Annotated in this window: 24 protein-coding genes; 5 read left to right on the forward strand and 19 right to left on the reverse strand. The window is 44.7% G+C overall.

Annotated elements, in window-relative coordinates; genetic code table 11:
* Nucleotides 1-7: 7 nt before the first annotated feature.
* The 16 genes from rplR to rplC form a co-directional block, all read right to left on the reverse strand.
* Entirely contained in the window at nt 8-370 is a 363-nt protein-coding gene (gene rplR, locus V7L01_RS23100; RefSeq protein ID WP_099101131.1) for a 50S ribosomal protein L18, read from the reverse strand.
* 2 nt (nt 371-372) lie between these two features.
* Nucleotides 373-921 carry a 50S ribosomal protein L6 gene (gene rplF / locus V7L01_RS23105; protein WP_335038804.1) on the reverse strand — a complete coding sequence of 183 codons (549 nt, stop codon included), beginning with the start codon at nt 919-921 and terminating at the stop codon, nt 373-375.
* Between the two features lie 86 nt (nt 922-1007).
* Nucleotides 1008-1409: a 30S ribosomal protein S8 gene (gene rpsH / locus V7L01_RS23110; RefSeq protein WP_094349096.1), complete on the reverse strand. Its 402-nt coding sequence runs from the start codon at nt 1407-1409 to the stop codon at nt 1008-1010.
* 20 nt (nt 1410-1429) lie between these two features.
* Nucleotides 1430-1978: a 50S ribosomal protein L5 gene (rplE, locus tag V7L01_RS23115; protein WP_118167585.1), complete on the reverse strand. Its 549-nt coding sequence runs from the start codon at nt 1976-1978 to the stop codon at nt 1430-1432.
* A gap of 104 nt (nt 1979-2082) precedes the next feature.
* On the reverse strand, nt 2083-2436 hold the full coding sequence (gene rplX / locus V7L01_RS23120) for a 50S ribosomal protein L24 (protein WP_109011925.1): 354 nt from the start codon (nt 2434-2436) through the stop codon (nt 2083-2085).
* A complete protein-coding gene (gene rplN / locus V7L01_RS23125) occupies nt 2436-2804 on the reverse strand; it encodes a 50S ribosomal protein L14 (RefSeq protein WP_334690016.1) in 369 nt (122 codons plus the stop codon). Before rplN ends, rplX begins: the two co-directional genes overlap by 1 nt.
* Before the next feature lie 46 nt (nt 2805-2850).
* Nucleotides 2851-3099, reverse strand: a complete 249-nt coding sequence (rpsQ, locus tag V7L01_RS23130; protein WP_094328457.1) for a 30S ribosomal protein S17 — start codon at nt 3097-3099, stop codon at nt 2851-2853.
* 6 nt (nt 3100-3105) lie between these two features.
* Nucleotides 3106-3333, reverse strand: coding sequence for a 50S ribosomal protein L29 (gene rpmC, locus V7L01_RS23135; RefSeq protein WP_322717806.1), 228 nt, complete (start codon nt 3331-3333; stop codon nt 3106-3108).
* Nucleotides 3334-3336: 3 nt separating this feature from the next.
* A complete protein-coding gene (gene rplP / locus V7L01_RS23140) occupies nt 3337-3762 on the reverse strand; it encodes a 50S ribosomal protein L16 (RefSeq protein WP_012410718.1) in 426 nt (141 codons plus the stop codon).
* A gap of 87 nt (nt 3763-3849) precedes the next feature.
* On the reverse strand, nt 3850-4632 hold the full coding sequence (gene rpsC, locus V7L01_RS23145; protein ID WP_335038806.1) for a 30S ribosomal protein S3: 783 nt from the start codon (nt 4630-4632) through the stop codon (nt 3850-3852).
* Nucleotides 4633-4685: 53 nt separating this feature from the next.
* Nucleotides 4686-5042, reverse strand: coding sequence for a 50S ribosomal protein L22 (gene rplV / locus V7L01_RS23150; protein ID WP_069070777.1), 357 nt, complete (start codon nt 5040-5042; stop codon nt 4686-4688).
* A gap of 81 nt (nt 5043-5123) precedes the next feature.
* Entirely contained in the window at nt 5124-5402 is a 279-nt protein-coding gene (rpsS, locus tag V7L01_RS23155; RefSeq protein WP_012410721.1) for a 30S ribosomal protein S19, read from the reverse strand.
* Nucleotides 5403-5544: 142 nt separating this feature from the next.
* Entirely contained in the window at nt 5545-6408 is an 864-nt protein-coding gene (gene rplB / locus V7L01_RS23160; RefSeq protein ID WP_335038807.1) for a 50S ribosomal protein L2, read from the reverse strand.
* 154 nt (nt 6409-6562) lie between these two features.
* Entirely contained in the window at nt 6563-6877 is a 315-nt protein-coding gene (locus V7L01_RS23165; protein WP_069070779.1) for a 50S ribosomal protein L23, read from the reverse strand.
* A complete protein-coding gene (gene rplD / locus V7L01_RS23170) occupies nt 6870-7508 on the reverse strand; it encodes a 50S ribosomal protein L4 (protein ID WP_335038809.1) in 639 nt (212 codons plus the stop codon). Before rplD ends, V7L01_RS23165 begins: the two co-directional genes overlap by 8 nt.
* Before the next feature lie 149 nt (nt 7509-7657).
* On the reverse strand, nt 7658-8290 hold the full coding sequence (gene rplC, locus V7L01_RS23175; protein ID WP_335038811.1) for a 50S ribosomal protein L3: 633 nt from the start codon (nt 8288-8290) through the stop codon (nt 7658-7660).
* 280 nt (nt 8291-8570) lie between these two features.
* Between rplC and V7L01_RS23180 the strand changes: the two genes are divergently transcribed.
* A complete protein-coding gene (locus tag V7L01_RS23180; RefSeq protein WP_335038813.1) occupies nt 8571-8726 on the forward strand; it encodes a hypothetical protein in 156 nt (51 codons plus the stop codon).
* A 538-nt stretch (nt 8727-9264) separates the two neighbouring features.
* Nucleotides 9265-9741 carry an NAD(P)H-quinone oxidoreductase subunit N gene (locus V7L01_RS23185; RefSeq protein ID WP_335038815.1) on the forward strand — a complete coding sequence of 159 codons (477 nt, stop codon included), beginning with the start codon at nt 9265-9267 and terminating at the stop codon, nt 9739-9741.
* 35 nt (nt 9742-9776) lie between these two features.
* Here V7L01_RS23185 and V7L01_RS23190 read toward each other — a convergent pair whose 3' ends face one another.
* Nucleotides 9777-10274: a GNAT family N-acetyltransferase gene (locus V7L01_RS23190; RefSeq protein WP_335038817.1), complete on the reverse strand. Its 498-nt coding sequence runs from the start codon at nt 10272-10274 to the stop codon at nt 9777-9779.
* A gap of 49 nt (nt 10275-10323) precedes the next feature.
* Between V7L01_RS23190 and V7L01_RS23195 the strand changes: the two genes are divergently transcribed.
* A complete protein-coding gene (locus tag V7L01_RS23195) occupies nt 10324-10815 on the forward strand; it encodes a hypothetical protein (RefSeq protein ID WP_335038819.1) in 492 nt (163 codons plus the stop codon).
* A gap of 8 nt (nt 10816-10823) precedes the next feature.
* On the opposite strand, the gene V7L01_RS23200 is transcribed toward V7L01_RS23195, so the two are convergent.
* Nucleotides 10824-11651: an ABC transporter permease gene (locus tag V7L01_RS23200; protein WP_335038820.1), complete on the reverse strand. Its 828-nt coding sequence runs from the start codon at nt 11649-11651 to the stop codon at nt 10824-10826.
* A 560-nt stretch (nt 11652-12211) separates the two neighbouring features.
* Here V7L01_RS23200 and V7L01_RS23205 point away from each other — a divergent pair.
* Nucleotides 12212-12751, forward strand: coding sequence for a DUF3172 domain-containing protein (locus V7L01_RS23205; protein ID WP_335038822.1), 540 nt, complete (start codon nt 12212-12214; stop codon nt 12749-12751).
* 165 nt (nt 12752-12916) lie between these two features.
* On the opposite strand, the gene V7L01_RS23210 is transcribed toward V7L01_RS23205, so the two are convergent.
* Nucleotides 12917-13681, reverse strand: coding sequence for a DeoR/GlpR family DNA-binding transcription regulator (locus V7L01_RS23210; protein WP_335038824.1), 765 nt, complete (start codon nt 13679-13681; stop codon nt 12917-12919).
* Nucleotides 13682-13976: 295 nt separating this feature from the next.
* Here V7L01_RS23210 and V7L01_RS23215 point away from each other — a divergent pair, with 295 nt between their 5' ends.
* The gene (locus V7L01_RS23215) at nt 13977-15896 is read left to right on the forward strand and encodes a transketolase C-terminal domain-containing protein (protein WP_335038826.1); all 1920 of its coding nucleotides are present in this window, start codon (nt 13977-13979) and stop codon (nt 15894-15896) included.
* Nucleotides 15897-15944 lie beyond the last annotated feature (48 nt).

The following is a 15944-nucleotide window of genomic DNA, read 5'->3' on the forward strand; positions in this document are numbered from 1 at the left end:
AATGACTTTAGAAATCTAAACCAGCCTCGCGTGCTGCATCAGCTAGTGCTTTGACACGACCATGATATAAGTTACCACCGCGATCGAAGACTACTTTGGTGATACCTTTTTCTAGCGATCGCACTGCGATCAACTTCCCAACTTGCACTGATGCGTCGCGGTTTGCACATGACGCTAAACTAGATTTCAACTCTGGTTCTACAGTCGATGCTGCCACGATGGTTTGATGCTGAGTATCATCAATTATCTGGGCATAAATATGCTCATTAGAACGAAATACCGCTAAACGCGGACGTTCTGGGGAGCCAATAACTTTGCCACGAACGCGCCGATGACGACGGTTTTTTGATTCTCTACGAGTAAGTTTCATTTCTACTTCTTACCACCCTTACCAGTCTTACCAGCTTTCCGTCTGACCACTTCACCGGCATAGCGAATGCCTTTACCTTTGTAAGGTTCTGGTGGACGAACGGCGCGAATTTTTGCGGCTGTGTTACCTACGATTTCTTTGTCATAGCCACTGACAATAACGTTAGTGGTACCTTCTACTGCAAACTGAATTCCTTCTGGTGGTTCAATTTGCACCTGATGGCTGTAACCCATATTTAAAAGTAGGTTACGCCCTTGAAGTTGTGCGCGGTAACCAACACCTTGAATTTCCAAACGGCGCTGAAAACCTTGAGAAACTCCCTCGACCATGTTGGCAACTAAAGTGCGGCTCAAGCCGTGCAGTTGCTTTGAGGTACGAGTTTCATCCCGACGATTTACCTGTAATATGTCTCCCTCTTGAGAGAGTGAAACATTAGGTGTGAGAGTGCGAGAAAGTTCTCCTTTCGGGCCTTTCACCACAATATTCGTACCATCGATCGCCACTTGAACTTTGGCGGGAATAGTAATTGGACGTTTACCAATACGAGACATGACTTTTTGTCCTTTGTTATTTGTCCTTTGCCTTTTGTCCTTTGTCTTTCATTAATGACAAATCACAAATGACTAATGACCAATGACTACCAAACGTAACAAAGCACTTCGCCACCCAAGTTCTGACGCCGCGCTTCGCGGTCAGTCATAATGCCACTGGATGTAGAAATAATGGCAATGCCAATGCCGCCTAGTACCCTTGGTAATTCTTTTCGATTTGAATAAACACGCAAGCCAGGCTTACTTACCCGCTTTAAGGCGGTGATCAGAGGCTGACGGTTTTTACCCTTGTATTTCAGGGAAATCACCAGATTGCGTTTTACCCCTTCTTCTGCTTCTTCGATTTCAGCAATAAAGCCTTCCTCCCGTAGCACTTTGGCAATGCTCCGGGTCAATTTTGTCGCTGGCACTTGTGTAGTTTGATGCCGCGCCAGGTTGGCATTGCGGATGCGCGTCAGCATATCTGCAATTGTGTCGTTAGCCGCCATCGTTCCCTCTATAGATGAACTTATTGATCGCGAAAGGGCATTCCTAATTCTTTAAGTAAGGCGCGTCCCTCTTCGTCGTTTTTTGCTGTGGTGATAATGGAAATATCCATCCCACGCACTTGATCGATGCTGTCGTATTCGACTTCTGGAAAAATTAGCTGTTCTCTGACACCCAGAGTGTAGTTGCCGCGTCCGTCAAAGCTTTTAGGGCTAACGCCACGAAAATCTCGAATTCTGGGTAGTGACAGGCTAACTAGTCTGTCGAAAAAGGCATACATCCGTTCGGCTCTGAGAGTCACCATGATCCCCACAGGCATCCCTTGACGAATCTTAAAGCCAGCGATCGCCTTTTTCGCCCGTGTCACCACTGGTTTTTGACCTGTTACCAAGGCAATTTCGTTGATGGATGCCTCTAGAGACTTCGCATTTTGAGCTGCTTCACCCAAACCTCGGTTAATCGTAACCTTGACCAACTTCGGTACTTGATGAACGTTGGTATATTGAAACTGATTAATCAGTTTGGGGACGATTGTCTCTTGATATAAGCTTTTGAGTCTTGTTGTCGCCATAGTTTTTTTGTCCTGATATCCCTGGGCTTGGTCAGGGAACCTTTAATTTGGGATTTTAGATTTTGGATTAAATTTAAAATCTAAAATTTCAAGTTGGCTAATTCTTATTTATCCAGAATCTCGCCAGTTTTCTTGAGTTTTCTGACTTTCTTGCCTTCTGAGGTAAAGGTATAACAAACACGACTGGCAACGTTTTGCTTCGTGGAATAAAGCATCACGTTAGAGCTATGAATCGGGAATTCTTGGGTGACAATCCGCCCTGATTCCCCTTCTTGCTGGGGTTTGACGTGCTTAGTTTTAATGTTTACACCTTTGACAATAACTTTACTCAGTTGGGGAAGTGCCTGGATAATTTCACCAACTTTTCCTTTGTCTTTGCCAGCAATCACTTGTACGGTGTCGCCAGTTTTGACGTGCATTTTGTGGAATACTTTGGGCGTACCCTGTTTGGTTGCCATTAAAGCACCTCCGGAGCCAGAGAAACAATTTTGGTAAAGTTTTTATCGCGCAATTCCCGAGCAACTGGGCCAAAAACCCGTGTGCCTCTGGGATTACCGTCTTTGTTGATGATCACGGCGGCGTTATCATCAAAGCGAATGCTCATGCCGCTGTCACGACTTACAGCTTTCCGAGTCCGGACAATTACTGCTTCCACGACATCAGACTTTTTTACAGCCATGTTGGGTGTAGCATCTTTGACAACAGCGATAATCTTATCGCCGATGCCGCCATAACGGCGGTTGCCTCCGCCTAAGATGCGGATGCACATTAGTTTACGGGCGCCGCTGTTATCTGCGACATTCAGGTAAGTCTGGGGTTGAATCACAATTATTCTCCCTTGTAATGTTGTTAAAAACTAACAACGATGAGGTTTAAGCAGGTTTAACGTTCAGGACTTCTGTGATTTTCCAGCGCTTGGTTTTACTCAGGGGTCTAGTTTCCTGAATGCGAACGCGATCGCCTACTTTACACTTATTTTCTTCGTCGTGAACTTTATATCGTTGGGTGTTAACCACAATCTTGCCGTACTTGGGGTGAGGAGCGCGGTTTTCTATGGCGACTACCACAGTTTTTTGCATTTTATCGCTCACTACCAAGCCAACTCGTTCTTTAACTGCCATAATCTCCTACTTTTCTTCTTTAGCCGATTGACTTGCTGCCCGTTTGCGTTCTGTCTCTAGCGTCAGCAATTGGGCTAGGCGGTGTCGAGTCTGTCTGAACTGGTGGGGCTTTTCTAATTGTCTTGTAGCTTTTTGCAAGCGCAACTGAAATAGTTGTCTTTTGATCGCGACAATTTCTTCAGAAAGTTTTTCGTCGCTTAATTCTCTAGCTTCTGAAATTTTGGGAAGAGGCATAAGCTACTCCTGCTCCTGTGGTTGAGAGCGCACAATAAACTTAGTTTTGATGGGCAGTTTAAATGAAGCCAAACGCATCGCTTCACGAGCGATTTCTTCAGAAACCCCACCGATTTCAAACAAAATCCGCCCTGGCTTGACTACAGCTACCCAAAACTCTGGATTACCTTTACCGGAACCCATCCGGGTTTCAGCAGGACGCATGGTTACAGGTTTATCAGGAAAAATCCGAATCCAGATTTGTCCACCCCGACGAATATAACGGGTCATTGCCCGACGAGAAGCCTCGATTTGCCGGGAGGTAATCCAAGCTGGTTCTTGTGCTTGGAGTGCAAAATCACCGAAGTTGAGGGTGCTACCACGGGTGGCTAGTCCCTCCATCCGTCCGCGCTGTTGTTTGCGGAATTTAGTTCTTCTAGGGCTTAACATGGTTTGTCACTTGTCATTTGTCATTTATCATTTGTCATTTGTCATCTGCCATTTACTAATAACTAATGACTAATGACTAATGACGATTTATCCTTCATTTGAGCGGTCTTCAAATTGCTGGCGACGACGTTGTTGTTGACGGCGACGGGGTTCGCGATCGCGATCGCGGGGGTCACGTTCGCGATCGCGGTTTGCTGGTGGTAATGGATCTGGTTCCTGTCCAGGAATAATTTCTCCCTTAAACACCCATACTTTGATACCCAAAATGCCGTAAACAGTTTTTGCTGTGCAATAAGAGTAGTCAATGTCAGCCCGTAAGGTATGTAAAGGTACTCTACCTTCACGAGTCCACTCTGTCCGGGCAATTTCTGCACCGTTGAGGCGACCGCTAACTTGGATTTTAATACCTTGGACGCCAGCACGTTGGGCACGCTGAATTGATTGCCGCACTACCCGCCGAAAAGAAACCCGGCGTTCCAATTGTTGAGCAATGTATTCGGCAATGAGGTAGGCATCAGCATCAACTCGTTGAACTTCAACTACGTTAATGCGAATTTGGCGATTACTGCCCAACAGTCCTTGGAGTCCGGTGCGTAAGGATTCGATGCCTTGCCCACCACGACCCACAACTACGCCTGGTCTAGCTGTACGTACTTCTAAGTCGATTTGGTCAGCTTTGCGCTCAATTCGCACCTCGGAAATTCCGGCGTTATTTTGAGCGAGTCTACCCAGCTTTTGTTCTATATATTGACGAAGTTTGTGGTCTTCTTGTAGAAGTTCTGGATAGCGATCGGGAACAGCAAACCAACGGGATTGATGTTCATGTGTAATACCCAGGCGAAAACCAACTGGATGAATCTTTTGTCCCACAAATGCTTCCTCTAAAATTTCTTACTTTACGCAATTTATTCCTGTAAACGTGCTTATTTTTCTGGGGCGGCTGCAACAGCCACAGTAATATGACACGTCGGCTTGCGAATTTGGTAAGCTCGACCTTGCGCCCTTGGCTGGAACCGCTTTAATGGCGGCCCTTGATCGGCATATGCCTGAGTAATCACTAGTTGAGTCCGATCTAACCCAGCGTTGTGTTCGGCATTGGCAGCAGCGCTTCTGAGAACCTTCAATATGGGTTCAGTGGCGCGATAGGGCATGAATTCCAGAATAATTAGCGCTTCTCGGTACGATCGCCCGCGAATTTGATCGAGTACGCGACGCACTTTGTAGGCCGAGATGCGGATAAAACGAGCGATCGCTTTTACTTCAGTAGTATTAGTAGCCATAATTTTCTCCAATTTTGTCATTTGTCATTGGTCATTTGTCACTTGTCTTTAGCTAATGACTAATGACTTCACGACTAATAACTACCTACCTGCTTTTTTGTCGCTTTTTCCATGACCCCTGTAGGTGCGTGTCGGAGCAAATTCTCCCAACTTGTGTCCTACCATCTGTTCATTTACAAAAACTGGAACGTGTTGGCGTCCATTGTGAACAGCTATGGTATGACCTACCATTAGGGGCAAAATCGTCGAAGCTCGCGACCAAGTTTTAATAACTTCTTTTCTGTTGTTGTCGTTGAGCTTTTCAATTTTCTTTAGGAGATGGTCTGCAACGAAAGGACCTTTTTTTAGAGAACGACCCATAGTTCAATTTTGGATTTAGGATTTAGGATTTAGGATTTAGAATTTCGGATTTTGGATAATTAGGTATCTAATCAGGTTTCACAAATTTTCAATGTTCACAAGTAGACCCCAATCTAAAATCCAAAATCTAAAATCTAAAATTCTATGACTCACGACCACCGCGACCGCGTTTAGAAGACTTCCGGCGACGACGTATAATCAATTTGCTGCTAAGTTTCTTGCGATTGCGTGTCTTCGCACCCAATGTGGGTTTACCCCAAGGTGTAACAGGCCCAGATCTACCGATAGGTGCCCTACCTTCACCACCACCATGTGGGTGATCCACTGGGTTCATGACGCTTCCTCTAACCTTAGGACGGCGACCTTTCCAGCGATTTCGTCCGGCTTTACCTGCACTCAGGTTTCTCGCATCGGTGTTGCCTACTTGCCCAATGGTGGCGTAGGACTCGCGTCGAATCAAGCGAACTTCTCCTGAAGGCAACTTGAGAGTTACATAATTACCTTCTTTTGCCACAACTTGAGCGCTAGCACCAGCAGCACGCACAATTTGACCACCTTTACCAGGGGTCAGTTCTACGTTGTGAACACTAGTACCCAAGGGAATCTTCGAGAGCGGTAACGCATTACCATCTTCAAAGGGAGCTTCAGGCCCAGAAATAATTATTGTTCCAACTTTCAACCCGTTGGGGTGAAGGATGTATCGTTTTTCGCCATCTTGGTAATACAAAAGGGCGATTCGGGCATTGCGGTTAGGATCGTATTCAATCGCTGCGACTTTGGCAGGAATATTATGTTTATCCCTTTTAAAATCGATGATCCGGTAAAGTTGTTTGTGTCCGCCACCCCGGCGACGACTAGTAATTCGCCCGTGATTATTCCGACCTTTGGCGCGATGCTTCGAGGTTGTTAGGGATTTCTCTGGCTCGGTTCTGGTAATTTCCGCAAAGTCAGATATTGTAACTTGGCGAGTGCTGGGGGTATAAGGGCGATAAGAACGAGTACCCATAATCTATTTTGGATTTTGGATTTTGGATTTACTTAATTTTGGATTTTGAATTTTGGATTTTGGATTTAATGAGTGTTTAACTAATTGCGACCATTTTTAGGACTTATTGAGTAAACTACTCAATCTAAAATCTAAAATCTACAATCTAAAATTCCTAGACTTCTGGGAATAGAACTTGTCTAATCTTGTCTTCATCCCCAGGTGCGACGGTGACAATGGCTCGCTTATATTGGGGTTTATAACCAATAAATTTACCAACGCGCCGCTTTTTACGCGGTGGTAGGGTGGTGTTGACTTTTACAACCTTGACTTGAAACAAGTCTTCGATCGCAGCCTTGATTTCTGGCTTAGATGCCTTTGGAATTACTTCAAAGGTATACTTATTTTGCTCCATCAAGATAGTCGCCTTTTCGGTGACTATTGGGCGACGTACTAAGTCGGCAAGGTCGCGGGGGTCAAAGCTAGGCACTGTAGACCTCCTGAATTTTTTCTAGGGCTGATGCCGTAACTACAATTTTGTCAGCGTGCAGTAAATCAAAAACATTTAACTGGTCGGCTGCAATTAGTTTTAAATTTTCAATGTTGCGGGCTGACAAATAAACATTATCTGTATCCGCAATTTGAGACAAAATCAACAGTGCCTTGCTTTCTGGCACTACTCCCCAACGAGCAAGTGCTGCCACTAAGTCTTTTGTCTTCGGGCGAGATAGCTCGGTGCTAAATTCTTCTACTACGATTAAGTCGTCAATACGACCGACAAATGCTGTCCGCAGTGCTAAACGTCGCTCTTTGCGGTTCAACTTTAGGTCGAAGTCTCTGGGCTTTGGCCCAAAGATCACACCACCACCACGCCACAGTGGTGAACGAATAGACCCTGCACGAGCGCGACCAGTACCTTTTTGTCTCCAAGGTTTACGGCCACCGCCTCTAACTTCAGCACGAGTTTTTGTACTAGCATTTCCTTGACGAGCATTGGTTAATTGCCGTACTAAGGCGCGGTGCACAATATGAGACGCTGTTTCTTCCTTGGCAACGCGCAACTCGAAGGTCGTCTCGCCGACCTGTTCTCCTTGCCAATTTTTAACTACGCTTTCAACCATCTTTGTTATTTGTCCTTTGTCCTTTGTGAGCCACTGCGGTCTTGGGGTCTCCCCAAGTAAAGCACGTGGCGTCATATGTCATTTGTCTTTATGCCATTTGTCTTTAGCCAATGACTACTGACTAATGACTTTTGACTAATGACTTTTGACTATCCCACTATTTTTGCAGGCAAAATACTTACTAGAGCACCCGGTTTACCAGGAATGGCTCCCTTAATTAGCAATATGTTGCGTTCTGCATCAACTCGCACTATGGTCAGCTTACGGATTGTGATGCGTTTACCACCTAAACGCCCTGCCATCCGCTTACCTGGATAAACACGGCCTGGTGTTGTACCAGCACCAATAGAACCTGGCGCTCTGTGGTTTTTGGAACCGTGTGACATGGGACCACGACCAAAGTTGTTGCGCTTCTGGTTTCCTGCAAAACCGCGACCGATGCTTGTGCCGACTACATCGACAATTTGACCCGCACTAAAAATATCTGCTTTAATCTGTTGACCTAAAGCATAATCACTAGAACTTTCGGTGTGATATTCATTTAGGTGACGCAATGCTGGGGCAGATGATTTAGCCAAATGGCCCAGTAGTGGTCTATTCAGTGCCTTTGGTTTAACTTCGCGAAAACCAACTTGAATGGCAAAGTAACCGTCGGTTTGTTTCGTTTTAACTTGTGTAACGGTGCATGGCCCTGCTTGAATGACAGTAACAGGAATAGCTACTCCTGCTTCGTCAAATATTTGGGTCATGCCCAGCTTGGTGCCGAGAATACCTACAGACACAGTAACTGGTTCTCCTTTCTACTTGCTGGCCTTGGAATTGGACTCTAGAGGACACGTTTTGTACGCATCAGTTTAGGCTGGGTTAGCCTGCGAAATTTGGAATGGTTTAAATAAACCGCTCCAAATGCTTTCGGACACAACAAACCGTGTCCGTACTGCTTGGTGAATCTGTTTAGCTTCACTCACTAGATCGCTAGAACAGGCACAAGTCCCTTCCGATTGGGAAGGAGTAACTTCTGGAATCAATGCAAGGCGCTACAGCTTTAAGCTGTGTGCAGCAATGCTTTCGTCCAAGCAATTGCTCTGGCACTTTCTGGAGGCAGCGCTGTCAGCGGGTTTTCCGATTTTTAGACGCCCAGAAGACGGCTTCCCGGAGTTTGGCTACTGCCGTGTTGCAGTTGGACTTAAGCGGTTTTTACCACTCAGTATCCGTTAACTGAGACTGACGTAATGCCATGAAACCAACATTGCTGCTCAGTTTTACTTCCTTAAACACCTTAAACTATTGTTTAAGATTTTGCCTGCTTTTTCAGAGGCACAGGAGTAAATGTCCTCTGGAGCTTTGGATTGGCTTTGATTCTTCCTCCATAAGCTCCATATTGACCTGAAAGCTTTCTTAGTTTACCAGTCTACGAGCAATCTGAGTTAGATTATCCAATTTGGATTGAGTCATCAGTTTCTGATGCTAACACTACCTCAGAATGGCAGTAAGAAGGCAGCCTAATTTGCGTGTTTGGTCACAATCTAATAATATAAATTATTTATTTATGTTTGTCCAGTAGTTTATAGAGCTATTTTTGGGGTGTGGGGAAGAAGCAGGGGAGCAGGGGGCAGGGCGCAAGGGGGAGAATAAAAAATTACCTCTTTCCTCTCTGCCTCTTCTCAATGTCCCATGCCCAAAGAAAATGCTTTAACTTAATCTCTCGATTCAGGGTAAATAATAGAGATATCTAAGTGGGATAAGACGAAAATCTATGGCACTAATTACCACTGGCAACGGTTTAATCCGCGATCTGGAAAAATTTGGCGCTCTTGGAGTGTATGTACCTCTGGAAGGAGGTTATGAAGGTCGATATCAGCGCCGACTACGCGCAGCTGGCTATACCACCCTTCACATTACCGCTAAAGGACTGGGCGACGTAGCTACGTATCTTACCAGAATTCATGGAGTCAGACCTCCTCATCTTGGTAAAAAAAGTAGTGGTAGCGGTGCGGCAGTAGGTTATGTGTACTATCTGCCGCCAATTATCAATTCTCATCTCGAACAGCTTCCACCAAAGTCTAAGGGGCTGGTGTTGTGGATTATTGAAGGGCATATTCTTTCCAACCAGGAACTTGAGTATTTAACGAATTTGCCTCAGCTAGAACCACGAGTGAGAGTAGTCATTGAGAGGGGTGGCGATCGCGCTTTCCGTTGGACTTCTCTAGAAAAAACTCTGTTAGCTAGTTAGTCCTTTGTTATTAGTCATTAGTCATTTGCTCATGACTAATGACTCAATTCAATCAGCATTTCAGTAATGGTGGCTCGAAAACCACAAGATGCAAATAACCGCCGTGAAGTCTCGTTAGCAATTGCTGTATCTAGACGAATTTGCTTGATGCCCATTTGATGAAAGCGTTCAATACTTAGCATCACCATCTGCCGCGCAATACCGTTTTGGCGATATTCCGGCTCGACCCAGATATCATGAATAAAAGCAAATTCCTGTAACCGATAAATTGGTATTTCGCGCTCAACTGTTGCCACCAGAAAAGCTACAAGTTGCCCTTCATTTTCGGATACTAAAAATACACTGCGATCGCGGGAAGCGTCGGCAAAGCCATCGCTATTTGCCAAACGCATCAACCATTTTTCATAACGCTGTTCTGGATTCGGCAGAAAACCATACTTGGCAGAATCCCAAGACTCATGCAAAGCACAAATTTTGGCAACCATTGGTAAAACTGCGGGTACGTCAGATGTTGTAGCAGGGCGGATCGGCATAAATTCATTCTGGAATTTGTTCCAGAAACGATATGAGTGGGTATCTGGAATGGTTATAAGGTTTAGAGACTATGGCAAACGGCTTTCTGATTTTGAGGAGGAAATTTTAGTTCGTTGTCCACAGTGCGATTGCCCTGCCAAAATATTGACTGTAAAATCTGAGCAATCAAGTCTTAGTTCAATCAAAAGAATTACCTGTCAGCACTGTAGCTATACAAAACAACAGCCAAAGGATGGGAAGCGAAAAGCCGCATTGCTACTGTGGCAAAACAATTCTAGCTATGGAATATTAGACCATTTTTTTGGCTTGCCCCTGTGGCTACAAACCTCCTGTTGCGGTCAGGTGCTATGGGCGTATAATGAAGCACATTTGAATTTTTTAGAAAGCTATGTTCGATCGAGGTTGCGAGAACGCTTGCCAGATAATACATTAGGCTGGCACAATGGCAGTCTTGCCAGTCGCTTGCCCCGATGGATAAAGCTTACGCAGCATCGGGAAAAAGTTTTACACAAAATTCAACAGTTAAAGCACAGGTTGTAATGAAAGCTTTAATCTTGTTGGTGAGCGAATTTATAAGCACCCCATAAAGAAAGAGCGATCGCAACTACCAGCAAAATCGGTATGCTGTACCAAGGAAACTGAGACAAGGGTAAATGAGCTGCTGCACGCAGTCCGATGCTGGCGTAGGTTAACGGTAACAGGTAAACTACGACTTTGAGGGCAGCTGGTAATGTACCAGGGTCAAAGAAGGTTGCTCCTAAAAACGACATGGGGATAATTATAAAGTTGTTGTAGAGTCCAACTGATTCGAGCGATCGCACACTCAACCCCACAATCACCCCTAACCCAGCAAATACAGCACAATTTAGCACCACCAACAGTAAAAACAGTGGGTTGAGAAAATTCCAGTTTCCAGTCAACAGCACCGCTACCAAAATCACGGAACCGGATGTCATTAACCCCCGCACTACTCCCGCCAGCATTTTTCCGATATACAAAGCTAAGGGATGTATAGGAGTTAACAACAATTCCTCGAAGGTTTTGGTAAATAGTCTGTCTCCACAAATCGAAAATGTCGTTCCAGCAAAGCTAACTGTCATTGACGATAGCGCCACCATCCCCGGTAATATAAATTCTAAATAGTTGTTATAGTTACCACTAATCCCTGAGCCGGGTTTGATGGAACTACCCAAACCCAAGCCAAAAGCTAAAATATATATCAGTGGGGATATTAAGCCTGATGCAGCAATTGGTAGGATTCTGACACGTAAATCTAACCAATCTCCCCAAAAAATAGTCAGACTATCAGCTAGAAAGATTTGAAGTTGCGAAGTTTTGAACTTCTTGCTTGAGAATAATGCTCTTTGAGATGCCACTTGCTTCTAATCAGTTATTAAAACTTTCTTAAATTTTAAGTTAGATTGTTTGACATATCAATTACCAGGAGTAACAAAAATATCTCATACGAATACGAAAAATTCGCTTTGGAAATTTATAAGCACAGGTTTCCTCCGGTCAGACTTTCCGCAAAATTACAAACAAAAGCTAGATAATCCAAGCATTCTAACTGCATCCTTTTTGTAAATTGAATCAAGGCTATCTGATAGATATCAAAAATATGCTATAATAATTGGTTAATAAAATATATAAGGTAAAGACAGTTATTCTGTGATTTACATATGAAGCAGCACAAAGGTAATAACAATTCCTTAAGCGGCAAATAAATTAAAATAGTTACCAATTCTTCAAGATGGAAACAATAACCTACAAGGTTGAAATTCTGTCCAAATATCTAGATAAGTTCCTATTTCTATCATTTAAGAAGAATACTGTCCAAAAACTCGCAGACAATTACAGTCAACAATAGGCATACTGAAAGAGGGAGAAGACTTTAGACCACTCCCTGCCAAATCGGCGTGAAGGTGATTAAGCAAAAATGAGACGCAAACCCCCTGGTAGATCGGCTACTACTCCTAAACCCTCTATTTTCCAATCCCCTATGTTTAACCTCTTCACCATTGCAATTATGGGAGGGGTGTTGATTTTGGGTATTGGGATTGGCATTGCTTTTAGTTCTACAACCACGTTGGCCCCATCAAATGTGGCTTCCCGTGAATTCATTGACACCAAAGCACCAAACCCGGAAATTTGCGTGCAGTACGGAGCCAGCGCGATGGTGATGGACGCGAGACTGTTCGTCACTCTCAACCCCTTCAATGTCTATGTTGCCCAGCCGAGTATGCGTCCTGGATGCGTAATCCGACAAAATAACTGGGCGCTTTTAGAGCAACGTAAGCTAGTGACATCCGATCAGGTAAATGAGTGCAAAAATCGCCTGAACACCTTTGGGTTTACAGGTAATTTGGACAGTGATAAACCTGATATTAGGTGTATATATCAAAATGAAGCTGCTCAAAACTTCTTCACTGCTCAACCAGGAGCAGTTGGAACACCTCAGGAAACGGATAGATTTTAGATTTGGGCATTGGGTATAAGAGGCAGAGGGGCAGAGGGGCAGAGGGGCAGAGGGGCAGAGGGGAAAAACTTACTGCCACTGCTCCCCAGATCCCCATTTCTCCAGTTCCCCAGTTCCCCAGATCCTCTGCTCCCCAATCCCCGCGATCGCATCTGTCAAATCAGATCATTCGTACTCGTCACGTATAATTGTTAAACCTAAAGCTTTGTAGGCACTCAGCATATTATTAGATACTGTCGGTGCTGTTACTAGGTAAGTCAGGGCATGAATAGACTCCACTAGATAAGGAGCAGCCGTGTCTAATTTTTCTGCTGTGACTAATCCGACTACCTCAGCCGATCCAGCAATCATCGCTCGTTTGACGTGGGCTTCGTCTAGGTTAGGTACACTAATCCCAACTTCTGGATGCAAACTGCAAACCCCCAACATGCACAAATCTGCACGAATCATCCGTAATGTCTCAATGGTGACAGTACCCACGTTCACCAAGGCTTTTTTGTAGAGTTGTCCACCTAACATCACAACTTCTATATGGGGATGTTCTGCTAAAGCAACTGCTATTGGCGGACTATTTGTGATCACTGTTGCGTGCAAATCTAGGGGCAAATGACGGGTTACTTGGAGAGTTGTTGTACCTCCATCTAAAATCACCACCTGTCCTGTACAAACTAATTTTGCTGCTGTCCGAGCGATCGCTTCCTTTTCTTTTGGTGCTTGCTTTTGGCGATCGGTATAACTGGCGGTGGCTGGAGATTTGAGGAGTGCTCCCCCATGAACGCGTTGTAATAGTCCCGTTTCTGCCAGTTCTCGTAAATCCCGGCGAATCGTATCCTCAGAAACTTTCAGAACAGCACTAAGTTCTGTCGAAAGTACCTTTTTATCACGACGCAGAATTTCTAAGATGAATTGTCGTCGTTCAGCAGTTAGCATAATTAATTTTCCTGAAAATGCGTTTTTGGGCTTGAAATTGCACGTTTGTGAGTTTATACTTATTGATATGCAAGTCTTTGTACGGTAATCCGTAACTTCAATTGAATTCAAGCACATTCATGCACAATTGAATGTATTGATTTTGGCATTTGATGAAATCACACGGTTCCATAATGGTTTCGAGTGGTTGGCTTGAGCTTGGATAATTGTTGCCCAATGGGGGTTTTAACAATTTTTTTGTAGTGCGATCGCACGTCCCGTCTGTTCAAATTGTTTTTTATTCAATCAATAAACCATGACTACTATTAATACCCAATTTCCAATCGATCTCGGTGCTTACAAACCTTTAGCGCTCAATCCAGCAAATTCCAGCCTCACCGCCGAACAGCGAGAGACTCTCAAAGCGAATATTCAACTCTGCCGAGATGCGATCGTCTTTTTTACAGCGACTGGCGCGGCTAGTGGAGTCGGCGGCCATACTGGTGGGCCATACGATACAGTGCCAGAGGTAATGATTCTCGATGCCTTTTTCCGGGGAGCATCGGAGCAATTTGTACCGATTTTCTTTGATGAAGCAGGACATCGAGTCGCCACTCAATATCTAATGGCAACATTGCATGGTGATTTACCTGCCGAGCAACTTTTACGTTATCGGCAAGCACATTCCAATTTACCGGGACACCCCGAACTAAAACTAACTCCTGGTGTGAAATTTAGTTCTGGGCGCTTGGGTCATATTTGGCCTTACATTAATGGTGTGGCAATGGCGAATCCAGGCAAGGCTGTTTTTTGTCTCGGTTCTGATGGTTCGCAGCAGGAAGGAAACGATGCCGAAGCTGCTCGCTTGGCTGTTGCTCAACATCTTAACGTCAAGCTGCTCATTGATGACAATGATGTAACGATCGCTGGACATCCTTCTAAATATCTACCTGGTTTCAGTGTCGCCAAAACCTTAGAAGGCCACGGTTTGAAGGTTCTTCAGGGAAACGGAGAAGACTTAGACGATTTATACCATCGTATTTGCGAAGCTGTGAATACTCCCGGAGCGATCGCTCTGATTAATAAACGCCCGATGTGTCCTGGTATTGAAGGTTTAGAAGGTTCCATTCATGGTCATGATGTAATTCCTGTAGATTTAGCAGTTAAGTATCTAGAATCTCGCGGACAAACTGCGGCTGTCGAATACCTTAAGAATATTGAGAAACCCAAACAAACATATACGTTTCTGGGTTCCGGTGACAAATGGGGCGCTAACCGTACTGTATTTGGTGAAGCCGTGGTGGGTGTCCTCAGTCGCATGAGCGAGGCGGAGCGTAAAGAAAAAATTAAGGTCATTGATAGCGATCTAGAAGGCTCCTGCGGTTTGAAGAAAATTCATGAAACATACCCAGAAATATTTATTTCCTCCGGCATCATGGAACGGAGCAACTTCTCTGCTGCGGCTGGATTCGGGATGGACGAGGGCAAGCAAGGTATTTTTGCCACCTTCAGCGCCTTCTTAGAAATGTGTATCTCAGAAATCACGATGGCACGGCTGAACTATTCCAATGTTCTATGTCATTTTTCCCATGCGGGTATAGATGATATGGCAGATAACAGCTGCCACTTTGGTATAAATAATATGTTTGCCGACAATGGCTTGGATGATGGCTACCCAACACAGTTGTACTTCCCGGCAGATACTAATCAAATGACAGCTTGTGTAGAAGCTGTGTTTTCTGAGCCTGGACTGCGGTTTATTTTCTCCACCCGTTCCAAAGTGCCCAATATTCAGGACAGCAACGGCAATGACTTGTTTGGAAGTGGCTACAAATTTGTTCCTGGTAAAGATGAGGTTATACGAGAGGGGACACAAGGCTACATTATCAGTTTTGGCGATGCTCTCTACCGTGCCGTTGATGCTGTAGAGCGTCTTAAGCAAGAAGGGTTAGACGTTGGTTTAATTAACAAACCAACTTTAAACACCATTGATGAAGAAATGATTACCAAAGTTGGTAACGCTCCTTTTGTGCTTGTAGTAGAAGCCTTCAACCGTCGCACTGGCTTAGGCAGCCGTTTCGGTTCTTGGCTGCTAGAGCGGGGTTTGACTCCCAAATATGCCCATCTTGGAACTTATAAAGAAGGTTGCGGCGGTTTGTGGGAACAGTACCCATATCAAGGTATCGATCCAGTCGGCATCATCAACAAGGTAAAGGAGTTAGTTGGAGGAAGGTAAATTAGGTTGGCGTGTTGGGATAAGGCAGGGGGTAGGGGGACTTGCTGC

Source organism: Nostoc sp. (genome assembly GCF_036917095.1).
Classification (GTDB): Bacteria; Cyanobacteriota; Cyanobacteriia; order Cyanobacteriales; family Nostocaceae; genus Nostoc.

Bases quoted from the DNA above. Each gene is read 5' to 3' on its own strand.
- rplE (WP_118167585.1), bottom strand. From the start codon at position 1,978: ATGGCGACAACAAGACTCAAAAGCTTATATCAAGAGACAATCGTCCCC.
- V7L01_RS23185 (WP_335038815.1), top strand. From the start codon at position 9,265: ATGGCACTAATTACCACTGGCAACGGTTTAATCCGCGATCTGGAAAAA.
- rplX (WP_109011925.1), bottom strand. From the start codon at position 2,436: ATGGCAACCAAACAGGGTACGCCCAAAGTATTCCACAAAATGCACGTC.
- rplV (WP_069070777.1), bottom strand. From the start codon at position 5,042: ATGGCTACTAATACTACTGAAGTAAAAGCGATCGCTCGTTTTATCCGC.
- rplR (WP_099101131.1), bottom strand. From the start codon at position 370: ATGAAACTTACTCGTAGAGAATCAAAAAACCGTCGTCATCGGCGCGTT.
- V7L01_RS23210 (WP_335038824.1), bottom strand. From the start codon at position 13,681: ATGCTAACTGCTGAACGACGACAATTCATCTTAGAAATTCTGCGTCGT.
- V7L01_RS23195 (WP_335038819.1), top strand. From the start codon at position 10,324: ATGGTTATAAGGTTTAGAGACTATGGCAAACGGCTTTCTGATTTTGAG.
- rpsS (WP_012410721.1), bottom strand. From the start codon at position 5,402: ATGGGTCGTTCTCTAAAAAAAGGTCCTTTCGTTGCAGACCATCTCCTA.
- V7L01_RS23180 (WP_335038813.1), top strand. From the start codon at position 8,571: ATGCTTTCGTCCAAGCAATTGCTCTGGCACTTTCTGGAGGCAGCGCTG.
- V7L01_RS23215 (WP_335038826.1), top strand. From the start codon at position 13,977: ATGACTACTATTAATACCCAATTTCCAATCGATCTCGGTGCTTACAAA.
- rplB (WP_335038807.1), bottom strand. From the start codon at position 6,408: ATGGGTACTCGTTCTTATCGCCCTTATACCCCCAGCACTCGCCAAGTT.
- rplF (WP_335038804.1), bottom strand. From the start codon at position 921: ATGTCTCGTATTGGTAAACGTCCAATTACTATTCCCGCCAAAGTTCAA.
- rpsQ (WP_094328457.1), bottom strand. From the start codon at position 3,099: ATGGCAGTTAAAGAACGAGTTGGCTTGGTAGTGAGCGATAAAATGCAA.
- rplD (WP_335038809.1), bottom strand. From the start codon at position 7,508: ATGGTTGAAAGCGTAGTTAAAAATTGGCAAGGAGAACAGGTCGGCGAG.
- V7L01_RS23205 (WP_335038822.1), top strand. From the start codon at position 12,212: ATGAGACGCAAACCCCCTGGTAGATCGGCTACTACTCCTAAACCCTCT.
- rpmC (WP_322717806.1), bottom strand. From the start codon at position 3,333: ATGCCTCTTCCCAAAATTTCAGAAGCTAGAGAATTAAGCGACGAAAAA.
- V7L01_RS23190 (WP_335038817.1), bottom strand. From the start codon at position 10,274: ATGCCGATCCGCCCTGCTACAACATCTGACGTACCCGCAGTTTTACCA.
- rpsH (WP_094349096.1), bottom strand. From the start codon at position 1,409: ATGGCGGCTAACGACACAATTGCAGATATGCTGACGCGCATCCGCAAT.
- rplP (WP_012410718.1), bottom strand. From the start codon at position 3,762: ATGTTAAGCCCTAGAAGAACTAAATTCCGCAAACAACAGCGCGGACGG.